The sequence below is a fragment of the Candidatus Dormiibacter sp. genome (assembly GCF_050999135.1).
Classification (GTDB): Bacteria; Chloroflexota; Dormibacteria; order Dormibacterales; family Dormibacteraceae; genus Dormiibacter; species Dormiibacter spiritus.
The window spans coordinates 38,891-53,855 of record NZ_JBPCPN010000040.1; the positions used below are offsets into that span (position 1 = coordinate 38,891).

Below are 14,965 nucleotides of genomic sequence, written 5' to 3' on the forward strand. Positions count from 1 at the left end.
ATGGATCATCTGCACGCCCCTTGGCGCATGGAGTACATAAGCGCTGAAGCGCAGCCAGGTTGCCTGTTCTGCCGCGTTCGCGAGGCTCGTCCCGAAGAAGACCGCGCCAACCTCCTCGTCTGGCGGGAACCAGAGGCGATCGCGCTGCTCAACCGATTTCCCTACAACCCGGGTCACCTCATGGTGGCACCGCGCCGGCACACGGGCGATCTAGCCACGCTGGACGGCGCGGAGCTGCTGGCGGTGATGGCACTGGTGCAGCGCTGTCTCCGCGTCTTGGCCGGCTCGGTCCATCCAGATGGCTTCAACCTCGGCGTCAATCTAGGCAAGGTCGCGGGCGCCGGAATCGCCGACCACTTGCACTTCCATGCAGTGCCGCGCTGGGACGGCGACACGAACTTCATGCCAGTGCTGGCTGATGTGAAAGTCGTCAACGAGCACCTGGAACGAACCTGGGAGAAGCTGGCCGCCGGCTTTCGCTCCGGCTGAGCGAGCGCCCGCCCATCGGTGGCCCTCTCCCGCCGGTGCGAGCTCTCGCCCATCGCCGGATCGGCTCCTGTATCATGGCCCGCGGCCCATCGGGGTGGGCGAATAGGTGTTTGTCAGTTACGCACGCAATGGAGTTGGCTTGGGTTCGGTAATCAAGAAGCGGCGCAAGAAGATGCGCAAGCACAAGCACAAGAAGATGCTTAAGAAGACACGTTGGCAGCGCCGGTAGCGTTCGCCGCCCCTTCTCGCTAAGCCGCACAGCAGACGCCAGCAACCATCAGCCGAAGCTGACCGCCTTCTGCCAGTCCTGCTCGAAGCGGCTGGCGAAGGCGGAGCAAGCTGCTTCATCAGCGACGAGCAGGTCCAGCTCGTGGTTCACTGATAGACCGCCTTGGCTCCAATTCGCGGAGCCAACCAGGAGCGCGCGCCCATCGAATAGAGCTGCCTTCGCGTGCAGCAGCCTCACCCCCGGCGGCAGGCGAAACCAGGCCAACGAAACTCCGGCTGACCGAAGGACGCGGTAGGCGGCCAGGTTCACCTCCTGGCTTGGATCCAGCAAGAGGCGGACCTGGACGCCGCGCCGATGCGCCAGCCCGAAGGCCGCGACCACTTCAGGGTCGGTCAGTGTGAAGATCTCGCCAACGATCGAGTGGCCGGCCGAGCCGATTGCGTGGAGCAGGGCCTGCCGCACCTCTTCGCCGGGCGCCGTCTGCAGTACGGGACCAGAACTGCGCGTATTGACCGGCGCCGGGACGCCCCCGGCAATTGACCAGTCCTGCTCAAAGATCTGGTGCAACCGCTCTAGTACCGGCAACGTACGGGTTTCCAGACCGTAGTCATGGTTCTCAGCGCTGGTGTCACCCCAGTTCATGCCAGTCACGAGTGCTGCGGCAGGCGCCAGGACGAGCTTCACGTGATCGATCTGAAAAGCTCGATCGTCCACGGGATACGCGCGCACGGCCAGGCCGCGCGCCGCAAGCCAGTCAGCCACTCGAGCGCTGGCGGGAACCGTTCTATCCACGATGAGCCGGACCTGAGCGCCCCGTGCCCGGGCTGCGAGCAACGCCTCGGCCAGGTCCTGCCTGCCGAATTCGTACATTTCGACTGATAGCTGCTGCCCGGCCCCCGGTGCCATCAGCAGTTGCTGCACTGCTGTGAAGATGGCTGCGTCCTGCCAGAGCTGGAAGGTTCCGCCGGCCGGGCCGGGCGGAGCCGCCTGCGCGGAGCAGCCGCCGACCAGCCCGAGCGCCGCCGAGAGCGCAAGGGCGATCTGAGTGCTCCGCCTGAACCGGTTGAACCGGCTGAACCGGCTGATGGTTGACACTCGGTCAAGGCTGACTCCCCAGGCACACGGCGCCAACCGTGCCTGTGAAGACGCCGTTCAGCCGCGCGCTGCTACGACACTCCCGAGCACAGCGCCAAGTTGAGTTGCTGCGCTGGCGTCCCTCAGCCCGACTTCGACATAGCCCAAGCTGCCGAGGTAGAGGAAGGGAACGCCGGGCGCAGCGTCGGCGAAAGTCCGGTGGACCTGCCGCACCCGGTGACCTGCCACTTCGAGTTCGGTCGGCAGGGCGCGCAGGCTTGTGACGATATTCCCGAAGCGGTCAACCCAAAGCACGTGGGGCTCGTCCATCTGAAGGCGGACCAGCTGTCCGCAGAAAGCGCCCAGGCGGTCCAAGGGCGTGCCGGACGCCAGGGCCGCCGCGGCAGGCGCGAACACGTCACGCCCGTGAAAGGTGGGAGCGGCGCCAACCGGCACTGTCAGCTCCACTCCGTGCACAGGGCGATCCGCATGCCGCAAAACGAACTCCAGGAGCCCGTTGTCCGGGCCGACGTAGCGGCGGCCGTCGCCGCAATCGAGCGCCAGAGCGCGCCGGTGCCCACCCACTCCCGGGTCGACCACCGCCAGGTGAACTGAAGGCAGCCCGGCGAAATCACGGGTCGCAGCCCAGAGCACGAAGGCCGCCGCCCGGATGTTGAACGCCGCCAGGTCATGATCGATGTCGATGAGCGGCGCCTGGACGCCGGCGCGAACGAGAAGTGCCTTCATGGCCGCGACGTAGGGTGACCCCCACCCGAAGTCGCTGGTCAACGTCACCACCTGAACGGGTTCTGCTACCAGTACCGCTGCTCCCGCCAGGGGTCTGCTTCGTCGTGGTAACCGCGCTGCTCCCAGAAGCCGAGCCGGTTCTGCGTCATGAACTCCAGTCCCCGCAGCCACTTGGCCGACTTCCAGAAGTACTTCTTGGGCACGAACAGCCGCAGAGGAAACCCGTGCTCCACCGTCAGATCCGCACCGTTCCAGCCATGGCAGAGCAGAACGTCCTCGTCGTCCAGAACCGGCAGTGGCATGCCTGTCGAGTACCCGTACTCGCAATGCGCCATGACGTGGCCGGCGTTCTTGTTGGGTTTGACGCGGGTCAGGATCTCCTGGATTGGTACGCCAGTCCACCGATCGCCCAGCCGGCTCCACCCTGTCACGCAGTGGATGTCAGCGGTCACTTCCTTGACCGGCATTGAGCGCAGCGTCTCGTAGTTCAGCTCCAGCTCACTGCCGACGGCGCCGAACACCTTGAAAGTCCACCGCTCCAAGTCGGGCTCGGGCACAGGACCAAAGTGCAGCAGCGGCCATTTGTCGGGCGTCGTGAGCACCTGGCCGGGCGGAATACGAGCCGGATCAACACCGTCGGGCAAGGGCCGGCCGCGCGCTTTCGGGCTCATCGGCCGTCGAGTATAGAGATGGCCGCCCGGAGCGGCTGCCGCAGTGGCCGCCGGTATACTCCCTGGCGTCAACCGGGGCGATAGCTCAGTTGGGAGAGCGCCTCCCTCGCACGGAGGAGGTCAGGGGTTCGACTCCCCTTCGCTCCACAAGCGCCGACTTTTCGGTCCCCCCAAATCTTAATCGCGGTCTGCCCGTCCCGCGTCTATGATCGAAGTGTTCCTATCACATTTAGGGAGGGTGCCATGTCAAAGAAGGCCGCGGAACACCACGGGCAGGCTGCCGATCACCATGAGAAGGCAGCTCAGCACCACCGGCAAGCCAAGACGCACCACGAGGCCGGTGACCATCAGGCGGCTGCGCATGACGCCCACACCGCCCGCGGACATCACGAGCATGCCGCCCACCACGCCTCCGAGGCGGCCAAGGCTCATGCGGAGGAACACGGCCACAAGTAGGGCGTTTCGAACACATCAGCGAACTGCGGCGGTCAGTGGTGAACCGGGTGAATCACTGACCGCTGGTGAAGCAAGCCGAACGCGGTTACCGATAACCCCGAAGCTCGGCTACCAGCCGAGAGCGTAGATCACGTGCTCGCAGTCAAGATCGGTCCGGCGCTCAAGACCTGACTTCTCGGCGACACGGCGGGCCGCCACATTGGCGGGGCGCGTCCGGACCACGAGGGGCAAGTCCGGAAGCCACCGCTGCCAGAGCTTGATCGCCGCCCGGAGGACTTCACAGGCGTAGCCATTCCCCCAGACGCTCGGGGAGAACCGATAGTAGACATTCAGGATCTCCCGCTCTCGCCAGGTCATCCGTCCAATCCCGCCAAAGCCGATCACCGCGGGCTCGAGCTCGGCGGAAACCGCCCAATGGCCGAAACCATAGCGGTCCCAGAGTTCTATGTCTCGAGCCACGATCTGCCGTGAGCCCCAAGCGAGCGCACCGGCCCATTCGGGTTGTATTGGTTAGTCGCTGGATCGCCGTGGATTACGAAATGCGCCTCCACATCGTCCATTACGGGCCGGCGCAGGAGCAGCCGCTCGGTTTGGACTCGAGCGAACGGCGCAGTCATGGCGTCTCGCCCAACCATACTCGGGACTTTAGGGCGCTGGCATGCGGCCTGCCAAACCTCTAGGCTGAGCTCAGATGAAGCAAGTCCTCAACTCAATCCCGCCCCAGTTCCGTCCGGCCCTGAATCTGATCGCGAACGGGCTTCGCACTCGTGAGTCGGACATCCGCGCAAACGTCGCCCGCGTCACGGCGGAGAACCCCGGGAAATCACCTGAAGAGCTGGCCCGGATCCTGATCGGCCAAACGCGGCGCCGCGTGTCCGCCACGGGAGCCGTGAGTGGCGCGACGGCAATCCTGCCCGGGCTGGGCACCATAGTGGCGCTGGGGACGGTGACGGGCCAGGGCCTGTGGGCGCTGGAGCAGGAGGCAGAGCTGGTCATGGCCATCGCCATGCTGTTCGGCCACGAACTGGCCGACTCGGATGACCGCCTGGTCGAGGCCCTCGTGATCGTCGGCGTCGCCGGCGGCGCCGTCAAGCTGCGAGACAACGTGCTCGTCGCCGGCGGCCGGGGTCTCAGCGTGGCTGCTTTCCGCCGCTTCCCGGCGAGCTTCGCGACCCGAACGGGCGGCCATGTACTGGGCCGCATCATCGCCCGCGTGGCTGGGACGCGCGCAGTCGCCTCCGTCGCCAGGGTCGCGCCCCTCGCCATCGGGTTGGTGGTCGGAGCAGGTTTTGACTGGGTGACTGTGACAGCCCTCGGCCGAGCAGCCATTCGCTACTACGGACCGAACGGGCCGGCCGCCCAGGCCGCCCTCGAGCCGCCTTACGTGCAGACCCCGCCCCGGATCAACCGCTAGCCAACCCCGGACCGTTGGCCTAGTGATGCAGCCCAGCCAGACGACTGACCACGCCGAGCCACCGCCCCTCCTCGACGTGCATGCCGCCCAGGCAATCGTCGACGGGTCCGCCTTCGGTCCCTGGTGGGGATTCCGGGTCGAGGCGGTCGCCTACGGGCGCGCCCGCCTGCGACTGCCCTTCCAGTCGCACTTTCTGAGGCCCGGTGACGTCCTGCAGGGTGGCTGCTGTATGACGCTGGCGGATGTCGGGTTCTGGATCGCGCTGCTCGCTATCGGCGGTAAGGACGACCCCGCGGTGACCTTGGAGATGAAAACGAACTTCCTGGGGACTGCAAACGGTGACCTGGTGTGCGATGCCCGAGTGATCAGAGCTGGGCGCCAAATGGTCTTCGGCGACGCCGAGACACGCGGCGAGGCAGGCCAGCTCGTCGCCCATCACACAGTCACGTATCTGCGTCCCTTCGCTGCTCGCGCCGAGACTGACGATTAAGGCGCAGGCCGTTTGGGTTCAGCGCCGCGCGAAGCTAGTCGAGGGTGAACATGCCCTCGCCCTCAGCCGTCGGCCTCACTCTTTCGTGTTCGTGCCGACAGTTGCCCCGGCTCGGGACCTTTCGGACTCCCCTCCTGCCTCCGACTTCGCACCGTCTGGATCCCCTCCTTCGCCCACCCGCCGCTGGCGCTCGGCCGCCTCCGAGCCGCGCGTCTCAGTGTCGTTGGCCGCCGCATCCTCCGCGAGACCACCCTCCTGCGGTGCACCCCCGACCATGCGGTTCAGCACGGCCCCGAGCAGGATGAACTCGCTCACAAAGAACAGCCACGTCGCCAGCAGGAAGAACAGCGAGAAGGCGGCGCCATAGGTGCTGAAGCCGTGCATGAGCTTGGAGTAGATGGGGAAGACCAGAGTGATTATCTCGATCAGCACACCCGCCAAGATGGCGCCCTTCAGGACTTCTTTCAGCTCGAAGCTGCGGTTCGGCACGACCCGGTAGATGATCGTCATGAAGACGATCATCACGACGGCGCCGACAATCGGGGCCAGGATGGTGGAGAGTGGCGTCAGGCCGGCGGCACCGTTGAGGACCACGCTCACCGCAAGGGCCACCACGAAGATGCCCATCATGGCCATCGTCATCAGCAGCTGGCGCAGGAACTTGCGCTGCTCCACGCCGTACATCTCACCCAGGGCGAACTCCAGATTGGCGAAAAGGCGGCTGCCGCTCCAGATCAGCCCCGCTATGGAGATGAGACCCAGCAAGCCCGAATGCTTGCTGGCACCCTTCAGAGTGCTGGTCAAGGCATCCTTCGCATCGCCGGGGAAGACGCTGATAACCACCGACTGCACCCGCTCAAGTAGATGCGGATCCCGCACCACCAGCCCGATGATGGCCAGCAATCCCAGGATCAGTGGAAACATGGACATGAACGCGTTGAAGGCGAGGCCGGCGGCGTAGTTGCCGGCCTTCGCCTCCCCGAAAGCCTTCAGGAGACGCCCTGGAAACGATTTCTGAGCGCGCTCGAGAAGACCCTTCATAAGCCGATTACGTGACTATCCCTGGCTCTGAGACTGGATGCTCGACTGCGCGCCCTGTTTCGCCTCGGACGCGTTTTCCTTGGCCGTATCTGCCAGCTCGCTCGCGTGCTGACCGCCGCTTTCGCGGGCGGTCTGGGCGGCACTCTGAGCGACGTCCTTGGCCACCTGCTGGCCGCGATTCAACGCCTCTTGCCCCGTCTCCATTGCCTTCTGCTTTATGGTGTCGGACGCCTGCCCCAGTCGCTCATCCTCGATGCGCGTCGCGGGCACTGCCAGGCCGACAAGGAAGCCGACGGCCACAGCCCCCAGGGCCAGTCCCAGCGGGTTGTCCTTGGCGACGCCGGCCGCCCGGGTCGCGTGGCCCTTCAGCTCGTCGCCGCTGGGTGCCTGGTCGCTGATGTCTGACGCCTTTCCGGTCACTCCCGAGACGAGATTGCTGACCTTGCCGGTGATGGCGTCACGCTTCTCGGAGATCGAGTCGCCGACGCGTGACTTCACGTCAGTCTTGTAGGTGATCGCGTCCACACGATCGCCCATCCGCTCCCGGGTCGCCGCTATCTCTCGCTGGATTTGCTCTGGGTCTTGACCCATTCCACATCCTCCTTAATGCTTTGCTGGGTGATTTCCGGGGTGGGCGGACCTGCCTTGGCAAGCTGCCTGCGACCGGTGAAGTACAGAACCGCCGCAACCACTGCGTAGATGAGAGTCACTATCAAGGCGGCCAGCCAGACAGGCATTGCCAGAGCCAAGGCGGCGATGATGCAGGCCGTCAGGGCACCCAGCGCGTAGAGGCCGGCGACGCCGGCCCCGCCCAGCTGACCGATGCCGAGCCCAGCCTGCTTGCCCTTCTGTGTCATCTCGGCTTTGGCCAGATCCAGCTCTTGGCGGACGAGCGTGCTCGTCTCCTCCGCCAGCTGCTTCACCAGCTCGCCGAGGGGAAGCTGGCGCAGATCCCCCTGAGGCGGAATCTGAGCGGTCCCGGGCCCCTGCGGAGGCGGAACTTGTTGAGCCATTCGAGCCTATCCCTGCCGCCGGTTGGGGTCGCCGCCCTCGCCCGTCCAGCCGCCCGTGCCGGCAGTGCCGGTCTCAGCCTGGTCACCGAATGCGCCCGCCGTTCCCGGCTCGGCGTGGGTGCCCCACTGACCGCTGCCAGTCCCCGGTTCGCCGCTCCAACCCCCGCCGGCGGTGCCGGCGGTGGTGGTGTCGACCGGCTCCGCGTACGTCGATGCGGTCCCACCCGTGTAGCTCTCGGTGCCGGTATAGGGCTGCCGACTGCCCGAAGAACCGCCGAAGAAGCCTGAGGTACCACCGCTGTAGCTGCGCTGGCTGGAGGCCTTCAGCATCCGCGCTGCCACGACCCCAAGAGCGACGCCACCCGCCATGACGATCAGGGGCTGCCGCCGGGCGAAGTCCTCGACGTCGCTGAGTATTGAGTTGCCGTCCGTGTTGCGGAGGTAGCTGCCGAGCTTCTCCACCTGCTCCGCGGCTCGCTCGGCGAGCTGGGCCGGCATGTCGCTGCCCTGGCTGCGGAGGTGATCGCCAGCCTTTCGCATCGCCTCGCTGACCGAGCCAACCTGCTCGCCCACAGTCGTCGAGTGCGTGTCGACCTGCTGACTGACCTGATCCTTGGCCGTGCCCGCGGCCTGCTGCGCCACGTCCTTGGCCTGATCGACCTTCTCCTGGACTACCTGCTTGGCTTGCTCTGTGGCGCCGGAGGAGCCGCTTTCGCCGAAACCTGACGCCCCGCTCTCGTAAGTCGAGCCGGTTCCCTTCCCGGCGACCGGGTCATGGCCGGTCGAACTGCTGTAATCGGTCAAGTTGAAACCCCTCCTTGATGCAAGGTCTGAATCGCTACCAACGGATGGCTGAGAGCCATAGGACCGCTTGCCCGTGCCCCGCCCACTTGCCTCATTCTACTCGTTTAGCCCTCGGCGAGTCAATGATTTGTGATAGTGCAAGACTAAGGAACTGCTCTGGAGACGCGCTCCTCTACTGGGTCCGCGTCACTTCCTCCAATTCGAACTCTCCCTCCCGTTCGATCACCAGCTCTTCCCGGCGGACGTCGCCCTGGACGACGCGCACCTCGGGCAACCGACGCTTGCGCACGACCACTTCGTCCACCACGACCGGCTGCTTGGAAACCACCACCTGCTCCGCCAGCAGCGGGACCCGAATGACCTCTTCTTCCTCGCTCGGCAGCCCGACGTTTCCCTCCCAGCTGGCCCGGGGCCGGACCGGCTGCGCGTGGTCGTACCCGTCGTCGACGTAGACGATCTGCTCCGGCAGGGGCTCAGTAAGCGGCACATGTTCGATGAAAACCTCTTCCCGCCTCACTTCAACCTGGATCGTGCGCTGCTCGGCGACGACGCGCTTGCCGACCCGCACCTCACCCACCTTGACCACCGCCGGTTGCGCGACCAGCTGCTCCTCCAACACATCAATGAACTCGCCGCCATCCTCGGCAGCCGCGTTGTCGCTGTGAGCTTCCTGGCCCAGATCCCGACCGCCGTGACGGTGAAGGATCCCCGCCGCCTCCAGCCGCCTGGCGCCGGTCACCGCCACCACGGGCCCCTCGGCCTGCGAGCGGCCACCCAGGAGGCCGCCCAACACCCCCTTGCTGTCAGCAAAGCCGGCCTGTTCCGGTCCGAAGCCCGCCAACCGCAGCTCATGAAGAGCCCGTTCAGCTTGTTTACGGTTGTCGAAAACCGCCTCTACCTCAGCCATCAGCGGCGGCCTCCCGGCTTCCGGCCCGGCCGTTGCTGGACCACCTGCCCGCCCTCATCCAGCGAATGCCGCTCGACGTCGAGCTCCTCGCGCCGGGCGTCAACTGTGACGGTGCGCTGTTCTGAGTGCCGGCGCTTGCCGACGCGGACCCGCTCGCGGACGTACGTGCGCAGTTCGGCGGCGGGCTCCTCCCGCTCCACGTTGACCACCAGAGGAGGCGTGCTGCCGATGGCGGCCGTAGCCGGACGCGGCTCGTTCACAGTTCGGCGTTCGATGACCACTGACTCGTTAAAGACTGTGACGTCGAGCTGCCGGGGCTCGGTTACTACCCGGGTCCCGACCCTCACCCGGCCCGCTTCGATGCGCCGAGTGGTGACCTCAGGCCGCTCTTCCAGCAGGTCCAACACCTCTGCCCCTTCGGCTGAGGTGCCTCCCCGCGGCGGAACCGGCTGGGCGCCCCTTGCTCTGATCGGTCTCTGCTCTGCCATGAGAACCCCCGATTTGAAATCAGCCTGCCGCAATGATGCGAAAGAGTATATCGTCAGTATCAGGCTTCGAGCTGGGGGCCACCGTCCACTCACATCATGCGAAGTCATGAATTAGGAGGTATTCAGTGAACATGGAGAACACAGTCGGCGACTGGGAGGGCAAGACGCTCTTCGACCAGGACGGCGGCAAGATCGGAACTATTGAGAACGTCTACACCGATACCGAGACCAACAAGCCGGAGTGGGCCCTGGTGCACACAGGCCTCTTCGGTATGAAGAAGAATTTCGTACCCCTGGCCGGTGCCACCTCCAATGAGAGCGGTTTCCGAGTGCCCTTCACTAAGGATGTCATCTCCTCCGCACCCAATGTGGGCAGCGACGAGGAGCTCTCGGAGCAGGAGGAGGCACGGCTCTTCGAGCACTACGGAATTCCCTACGGCGGGGAAACGGTGACCGCCCAGGGCAGCGGCGGCACCGGTGCGGATGACACCGCTCGCTATGACACGGAGCGTCGGGACGTCGGCACGGGCGACCAGGGCACCGTGCGCCGCCACGAAGAGGAGCTGACGGTGGACAAAGTCCGGCGGCCGTCTGAGCTGGTGCGTCTAAACAAGAGGGTGGAGACCGGGCCCGTCTCGACCAACGTCGGCTTGGAGCACGAGGAGGTCCGCATCGAGCGGCAGCCCCTGGACGAGCGCGCCCCCGCGGGCCAGCACGAGTTCGGCGAGCAGCAGCATGAGGTAGTCCTGCATCACGAGGAGCCCGTCGTCGAAAAGCAGGTGGTCGCCAAGGAGCAGGTGAGCGTCGAGAAGGACGTTCGCCGCGAGGACCGAGAGGTGACCGGCGACGTCCGCAAGGAGCGGATCGACGTCGAGCGCGAGGGCGGCGTCGAGGGTCGGACGGCCGGCGAGACGGATCTCGGTGGTCGCGGCACTATCGACGACGAGCAGCGCCGTCTCTGAGTAAACAGCTGGGAGCTGACCGCCGGGCGGCCAGCGAGGAGCGCCGGGGTGCTGCACCCCGGCGCTTTTCTATGGAATCAGCCAGGGGCGGCTAACCTGGCGCCATGTCGGAGACGGAATACCTGATCAGCTTTGCGTCCCCCACGCCCGAGGAGTATCTCGCCCTCCGAGAGGCGGCGGGCCTGGCGGCGAAGACACCGGAGGCGACCGAGCTGGGTCTCAGGGGCTCCTGGTTCGGGGTGACCGCCCGGAAGGGTGGAGAGGCTGTCGGCATGGGCAGGCTCGTGGGCGACGGCGGTCTCTACTTCCTCCTCTGCGACCTGGCGGTGCATCCTGACCACCGGGGACAGGGTCTCGGCAAGCGCATTCTGGCAGCGCTGATCGAGCACCTCGAGCAGAACGCCCTGCGTTCCGCGCTCGCCGTCGCCGTGACCACCGAAAACTGGGCTGACCTCTATCGGGAGTTCGGCTTCGAGCGGAACGGCGAAGGCTCGCTGGCGCTGGGCAGGACCTTCTGAACACCTGACCGACCAGCCTCTCGACGGTCATCCCGCTGAATCGGCCGGACGGTCCCGGGCGGCGTGCGGCCGCGTGACTGTGCCACCATGCGCTTCATGCGGGTGCTGATCGCCGGCGGCAGCGGTGTGCTGGGACGAAGCCTTGTCGTCCAGCTGCGCTGGGCGGGTCACGAGGTGACCTGCCTCGGCCGCTCACCAGTGCGGCTGCTGGCAGCGCGCGACCTCGGTGCCGAGGTGGTCGCCTGCGACGCGCTGGACCAGCTGGAGCTGACGCAAGCAGTTCAGAAGGCCCGACCGGACGTGATAGTCAATCAGCTCACCGCCATCCCGGCCACGCTCTCACCCCGCCGGCGGTCTGAGCAGTTCGCCGCCACCGACCGTCTGCGCACGCTTGGCGGGCGGAACCTGGTCGCGGCCGGCCGGGCAGCGGGGGCCAGGCGACTGGTCGCCCAGAGCGTGGCATTCATGTACCAACCGGTCGGTGGTTGGATCAAGGGCGAGGAGGCGCCGCTCTGGCTGGACGCTCCGAGCGAGATGCGGCGCAGCGTCGCAGCTATCGCGGAGCTGGAGCAGACTGTGCTGACCGCCCGGGATTTGGAGCCCGTGGTCCTCCGCTACGGCTACCTTTACGGGCCCGGCACCATGTTGGCCGCCGACGGTAGCATGTCGGCGGCCCTCCGCCGGGGTCGGCTGCCAATGGTGGGTAAAGGTGACGGCCACTGGTCGTTCATCCACATCGAAGACGCCGCGGCGGCGACCGTGTCGGCAATGGGCGCGAGAGCGGGCGGCGTCTACAACGTCGTCGACGATGAGCCGGCGGCCGTGCGCGACTGGTTGCCCGTGCTGGCAGACGCCCTGGGCGCCCAGCGGCCGAGATCGATGCCCGGGATGCTGGTGCGTTGGCTGGCCGGCCCATACGCCGTCAGCGTGATGACTGAACAGCGGGGAGCCAGCAACGACAAGATCTGCGCCGAGCTCGAATGGGAGCCGAAATGGAAGAGTTGGCGCGAGGGCTTCTTGACAGGCTTCGGCTAGTGCGTCCTTCAAAGTCAGCACGGCTGAACGTGGGCGCCGACTGACCTTCCATGGGTCAGACGACAGCGCCGATCATCTGATCGGTTTGCTATCCGCTCGCAGCTGGGCTCCGTGGCTCCGCGGCTGGGTTGCGAGCCTTGAAGACGCGGAAGAGCAACCAAAGAGACGGAATCAAGAACGCCATGCCTGCCGCGATGACCACGAGCATGGCGGTCAACGTCGCTGCGGGCGCGGCGCCGGCTTCGATGGTGACTCCGGGCGGTACGAGATACGGCCACTGCCCCACCACCCAAGCCGCAAGCACCAGCACCATCTGGGCGACCACCGCCGCACGAGCGATTCGTGGCCGCGACTTGAAAACCGCCCACAGCGCCAGCGGGCCGTTCAGCAGTGCCAGCAGGAATAGGGGAAGTCCTCGTCCTACGAGCGACTCGAAGAGCCGCGGGGCCTCCAACCACGCGGTCAGGAATGCCAACAGCCCAAGCGCTCCCGAGACTAGGCCGGCAGCCCCGGCGCGCCGCCGGAAGTCGGCCATTAGCTCGGGCCGGTCTTCAGTCTCCACCATGAGATAGGTGGCAGCCAGGTAGGCGCACAGCGCGAGGGCGAAGAGGCCCAGCACCACGGCAAATAGAGTTGTCCAGCCGGCGAAATAACCTGACTCGAGTTGAGTCCCCCTGATCACCACGAAGCCCCCGCCGACAGCGGCAGCTGTAGTGGCGAGAAGCACAGGGGTCACTATACTGGCGGCGCCAAAGATCACGCCCCAAGTTGAAGGAGGTCCAACCGCCTCGCGAGCGTGGGCTCGGAATGCGAACGCGGCGCCGCGCAGGATGATCCCTATGAGAGCAATGGTGAAGGGAAGGTACAGCGCCGTCGCCAGAGCGCCAAAGGCGCTGGGAAATGCTGTGAAGAGGCCGGTGATGAGGAAGATCAGCCAGACATGATTGGCCTCCCAAACCGGCCCCAGCGCCTCCGCCACCGCGCGCCGCTGGTCGCCAGCCCGGGGACCGCGCGCCAGGATGTCCCAGACCCCTCCCCCGAAATCTGCGCCGGCCAGTACCGCATAAGCGGCCAGGGCCAGCCAGAGAATGGCAGCTATCAGCTCCGCCGCGTTCACGACGACACTCGGCGCCGTTGCGGCGACGCTTCGGCGCCGCTGGCCGGCTTGCGGTTGTGCGCCGCCGCAGCCAGAAGCAGCCTGGCGGTGGTCAACGCGAGTCCTCCGTAGATGACCAGGAAGATCAGAAAAAACGGACCCAACCCCGGCGCCGAAGTCGCCGCCTCGGACGTTCGCAGGATGCCGTAGACGATCCAAGGCTGGCGGCCGAACTCGGTCACAAACCAGCCTGACTCCATGGCCACCACGCTGGCCGGACCGGCGAGCACCACTGCCCAGAGCAGCGGCCGCCAGAGCGGGATTCTGCGGCGCCAGAGCATGAGACCCCAGAAGCCCAGAGCCAGGAAGCCCAGCAGGGTTCCCAGGCCGACCATCGAATCAAAAGAAAAGTGGACGAGAACCGGATTTGGCCGCTCTCCAGGGGGAAAGGAGTCAAGTCCCTTCACAGGTGCGTTCACATCAAAGGTCGCGAGCCAGCTCAACGCGCCAGGGATCTCCAGCCCGTAAAGGACGCGGTGCTGAGAGCTGGACGGAATCCCACCGATGGTGATGGGCGCGCCGTTCTGGTTTCGGTAAACGCCCTCCATGGCCGCGAACTTGGCGGGCTGTGCTTCATAGATGAATCGAGCGCTCGCGTCGCCGGTGACGCCTGCCAATCCGACGGCGACCAGCCCCATCGCCATTCCGGCTGCCAGGCCGCGGCGGTGGACCAAGTCGGTGCGACCTTGGAGCAGGCCGGCAGCATAGACCGCGGCGAAGAGGAAGCCCGTCACCACGTAAGCAGAGACGAGCATGTGCGGATCCTCAGTCGACGTCGACGGATTCAGCGCCGCTCCCAGCGGGTTGACGCTCCGCAGCTGGCCATCCGGGCCCAGCCGAAAGCCGGCGGGAGTGTTCATCCAGGCGTTAGTCATGACGACGAAGAGCGAACTGGCTGCCCCACTCAGGACGATCGGAATCGATGCCAGCCAGTGACCAAGAGGAGGTAGGCGGTCCCAGCCGTAGAGGTAGAGCCCGAGGAAGATCGCTTCAATGAAGAAGGCGAACCCCTCGGCTGTGAATGGCAGCCCGATCAGCGCACCGGAAAAGGCCATGAAGCGCGGCCAGAGCAAGCCCAACTCGAAGCTGAGCACGGTGCCCGACACAGCTCCGACCGCGAAGAGGATGCCGAACGCCTTGGCCCAGCGCCGGGCGAGCAGGAGCCAGGTTTCGTCGCGTCGCCAGAGTCCCAGCCCTTCCGCCACCGACATCAGCAGAGGCATCCCCACGCCGAGCACTGCGAAGACTATGTGGAAGGCGAGCGACGTGCCCATCGTCGCCCTGGCGATGGTGACGTTGTCCATTACTGGCCCCCTCTAACCTGGCCCTCTGGTCAGCAGGTGAGGTCCCCGCACGGGTTTCCCCGCTACAGGGTTCAAGAGCAGGTTCTCACGAGGTCGCCGGGCTACCACTGCCGGGCTGAACCTGGCTCGGCGCGGTCGCTTTGGCATCATCCTCCTCTACCACCAAC

Annotated in this window: 21 protein-coding genes and 1 tRNA gene; 8 read left to right on the forward strand and 14 right to left on the reverse strand. The window is 66.0% G+C overall.

Annotated features, from left to right (window positions below):
• Together ACR2MZ_RS10485 and ACR2MZ_RS10490 are read left to right on the forward strand one after the other, a co-directional pair.
• A complete protein-coding gene (locus tag ACR2MZ_RS10485; RefSeq protein ID WP_434004994.1) occupies window positions 1-489 on the forward strand; it encodes an HIT family protein in 489 nt (162 codons plus the stop codon).
• 139 nt (window positions 490-628) lie between these two features.
• A complete protein-coding gene (locus ACR2MZ_RS10490) occupies window positions 629-718 on the forward strand; it encodes a 30S ribosomal protein bS22 (RefSeq protein ID WP_338176030.1) in 90 nt (29 codons plus the stop codon).
• A gap of 48 nt (window positions 719-766) precedes the next feature.
• On the opposite strand, the gene ACR2MZ_RS10495 is transcribed toward ACR2MZ_RS10490, so the two are convergent.
• Genes ACR2MZ_RS10495 through ACR2MZ_RS10505 form a run of 3 tightly spaced genes read right to left on the reverse strand, consistent with a single transcriptional unit; the run spans window position 767 to window position 3,210 of the window.
• Window positions 767-1,813, reverse strand: a complete 1,047-nt coding sequence (locus ACR2MZ_RS10495; protein WP_434004995.1) for a phospholipase D-like domain-containing protein — start codon at window positions 1,811-1,813, stop codon at window positions 767-769.
• 57 nt (window positions 1,814-1,870) lie between these two features.
• The gene (locus tag ACR2MZ_RS10500; RefSeq protein WP_434004996.1) at window positions 1,871-2,710 is read right to left on the reverse strand and encodes an SAM hydrolase/SAM-dependent halogenase family protein; all 840 of its coding nucleotides are present in this window, start codon (window positions 2,708-2,710) and stop codon (window positions 1,871-1,873) included.
• Complete coding sequence (locus tag ACR2MZ_RS10505) at window positions 2,605-3,210, reverse strand: sulfite oxidase-like oxidoreductase (protein WP_434004997.1); 606 nt, start codon at window positions 3,208-3,210, stop codon at window positions 2,605-2,607. Before ACR2MZ_RS10505 ends, ACR2MZ_RS10500 begins: the two co-directional genes overlap by 106 nt.
• 74 nt (window positions 3,211-3,284) lie before the next feature.
• On the opposite strand from ACR2MZ_RS10505, the gene ACR2MZ_RS10510 reads away from it, so the two are divergent.
• A tRNA-Ala gene (locus ACR2MZ_RS10510) sits at window positions 3,285-3,357 on the forward strand.
• Between the two features lie 99 nt (window positions 3,358-3,456).
• Here the strand turns inward: ACR2MZ_RS10510 and ACR2MZ_RS10515 are convergent.
• From ACR2MZ_RS10515 to ACR2MZ_RS10525, 3 genes are all read right to left on the reverse strand, one after another.
• Window positions 3,457-3,660 carry a hypothetical protein gene (locus tag ACR2MZ_RS10515; protein ID WP_434004998.1) on the reverse strand — a complete coding sequence of 68 codons (204 nt, stop codon included), beginning with the start codon at window positions 3,658-3,660 and terminating at the stop codon, window positions 3,457-3,459.
• Window positions 3,661-3,774: 114 nt separating this feature from the next.
• Window positions 3,775-4,125, reverse strand: a complete 351-nt coding sequence (locus tag ACR2MZ_RS10520) for a GNAT family N-acetyltransferase (RefSeq protein ID WP_434004999.1) — start codon at window positions 4,123-4,125, stop codon at window positions 3,775-3,777.
• On the reverse strand, window positions 4,110-4,283 hold the full coding sequence (locus ACR2MZ_RS10525; protein ID WP_434005000.1) for a GNAT family N-acetyltransferase: 174 nt from the start codon (window positions 4,281-4,283) through the stop codon (window positions 4,110-4,112). The genes ACR2MZ_RS10520 and ACR2MZ_RS10525 overlap by 16 nt, the downstream gene beginning before the upstream one ends.
• A gap of 74 nt (window positions 4,284-4,357) precedes the next feature.
• Here ACR2MZ_RS10525 and ACR2MZ_RS10530 point away from each other — a divergent pair, with 74 nt between their 5' ends.
• Together ACR2MZ_RS10530 and ACR2MZ_RS10535 are read left to right on the forward strand one after the other, a co-directional pair.
• The gene (locus tag ACR2MZ_RS10530; protein WP_434005001.1) at window positions 4,358-5,080 is read left to right on the forward strand and encodes a hypothetical protein; all 723 of its coding nucleotides are present in this window, start codon (window positions 4,358-4,360) and stop codon (window positions 5,078-5,080) included.
• A 25-nt stretch (window positions 5,081-5,105) separates the two neighbouring features.
• A complete protein-coding gene (locus tag ACR2MZ_RS10535) occupies window positions 5,106-5,570 on the forward strand; it encodes a PaaI family thioesterase (protein ID WP_434005002.1) in 465 nt (154 codons plus the stop codon).
• 75 nt (window positions 5,571-5,645) lie between these two features.
• Here ACR2MZ_RS10535 and ACR2MZ_RS10540 read toward each other — a convergent pair whose 3' ends face one another.
• The 6 genes from ACR2MZ_RS10540 to ACR2MZ_RS10565 all read right to left on the reverse strand — a co-directional run bounded on the left by ACR2MZ_RS10540 (window position 5,646) and on the right by ACR2MZ_RS10565 (window position 9,823).
• Window positions 5,646-6,611 (reverse strand): YihY/virulence factor BrkB family protein, encoded by a 966-nt coding sequence (locus ACR2MZ_RS10540; RefSeq protein WP_434005003.1) that lies wholly within the window; start codon window positions 6,609-6,611, stop codon window positions 5,646-5,648.
• Between the two features lie 15 nt (window positions 6,612-6,626).
• Entirely contained in the window at window positions 6,627-7,202 is a 576-nt protein-coding gene (locus tag ACR2MZ_RS10545; RefSeq protein ID WP_434005004.1) for a DUF3618 domain-containing protein, read from the reverse strand.
• Window positions 7,166-7,624: a phage holin family protein gene (locus tag ACR2MZ_RS10550; protein ID WP_434005005.1), complete on the reverse strand. Its 459-nt coding sequence runs from the start codon at window positions 7,622-7,624 to the stop codon at window positions 7,166-7,168. The genes ACR2MZ_RS10545 and ACR2MZ_RS10550 overlap by 37 nt, the downstream gene beginning before the upstream one ends.
• Before the next feature lie 6 nt (window positions 7,625-7,630).
• The gene (locus ACR2MZ_RS10555) at window positions 7,631-8,428 is read right to left on the reverse strand and encodes a hypothetical protein (RefSeq protein WP_434005006.1); all 798 of its coding nucleotides are present in this window, start codon (window positions 8,426-8,428) and stop codon (window positions 7,631-7,633) included.
• A 172-nt stretch (window positions 8,429-8,600) separates the two neighbouring features.
• On the reverse strand, window positions 8,601-9,335 hold the full coding sequence (locus ACR2MZ_RS10560; RefSeq protein WP_434005007.1) for a YsnF/AvaK domain-containing protein: 735 nt from the start codon (window positions 9,333-9,335) through the stop codon (window positions 8,601-8,603).
• Entirely contained in the window at window positions 9,335-9,823 is a 489-nt protein-coding gene (locus ACR2MZ_RS10565) for a YsnF/AvaK domain-containing protein (RefSeq protein ID WP_434005008.1), read from the reverse strand. The genes ACR2MZ_RS10560 and ACR2MZ_RS10565 overlap by 1 nt, the downstream gene beginning before the upstream one ends.
• Before the next feature lie 131 nt (window positions 9,824-9,954).
• Here ACR2MZ_RS10565 and ACR2MZ_RS10570 point away from each other — a divergent pair, with 131 nt between their 5' ends.
• The 3 genes from ACR2MZ_RS10570 (at window position 9,955) to ACR2MZ_RS10580 (ending at window position 12,338) form a co-directional block, all read left to right on the forward strand.
• A complete protein-coding gene (locus tag ACR2MZ_RS10570; RefSeq protein WP_434005032.1) occupies window positions 9,955-10,785 on the forward strand; it encodes a DUF2382 domain-containing protein in 831 nt (276 codons plus the stop codon).
• A 104-nt stretch (window positions 10,786-10,889) separates the two neighbouring features.
• Window positions 10,890-11,303, forward strand: a complete 414-nt coding sequence (locus ACR2MZ_RS10575) for a GNAT family N-acetyltransferase (protein ID WP_434005009.1) — start codon at window positions 10,890-10,892, stop codon at window positions 11,301-11,303.
• Between the two features lie 87 nt (window positions 11,304-11,390).
• A complete protein-coding gene (locus ACR2MZ_RS10580) occupies window positions 11,391-12,338 on the forward strand; it encodes an NAD-dependent epimerase/dehydratase family protein (protein WP_434005010.1) in 948 nt (315 codons plus the stop codon).
• A gap of 88 nt (window positions 12,339-12,426) precedes the next feature.
• Here the strand turns inward: ACR2MZ_RS10580 and ACR2MZ_RS10585 are convergent, their stop codons facing one another.
• Together ACR2MZ_RS10585 and ACR2MZ_RS10590 are read right to left on the reverse strand one after the other, a co-directional pair.
• Entirely contained in the window at window positions 12,427-13,455 is a 1,029-nt protein-coding gene (locus ACR2MZ_RS10585; protein WP_434005011.1) for a cytochrome d ubiquinol oxidase subunit II, read from the reverse strand.
• Window positions 13,452-14,798: a cytochrome ubiquinol oxidase subunit I gene (locus ACR2MZ_RS10590; protein WP_338178530.1), complete on the reverse strand. Its 1,347-nt coding sequence runs from the start codon at window positions 14,796-14,798 to the stop codon at window positions 13,452-13,454. Before ACR2MZ_RS10590 ends, ACR2MZ_RS10585 begins: the two co-directional genes overlap by 4 nt.
• Between the last annotated feature and the right edge of the window lie 167 nt (window positions 14,799-14,965).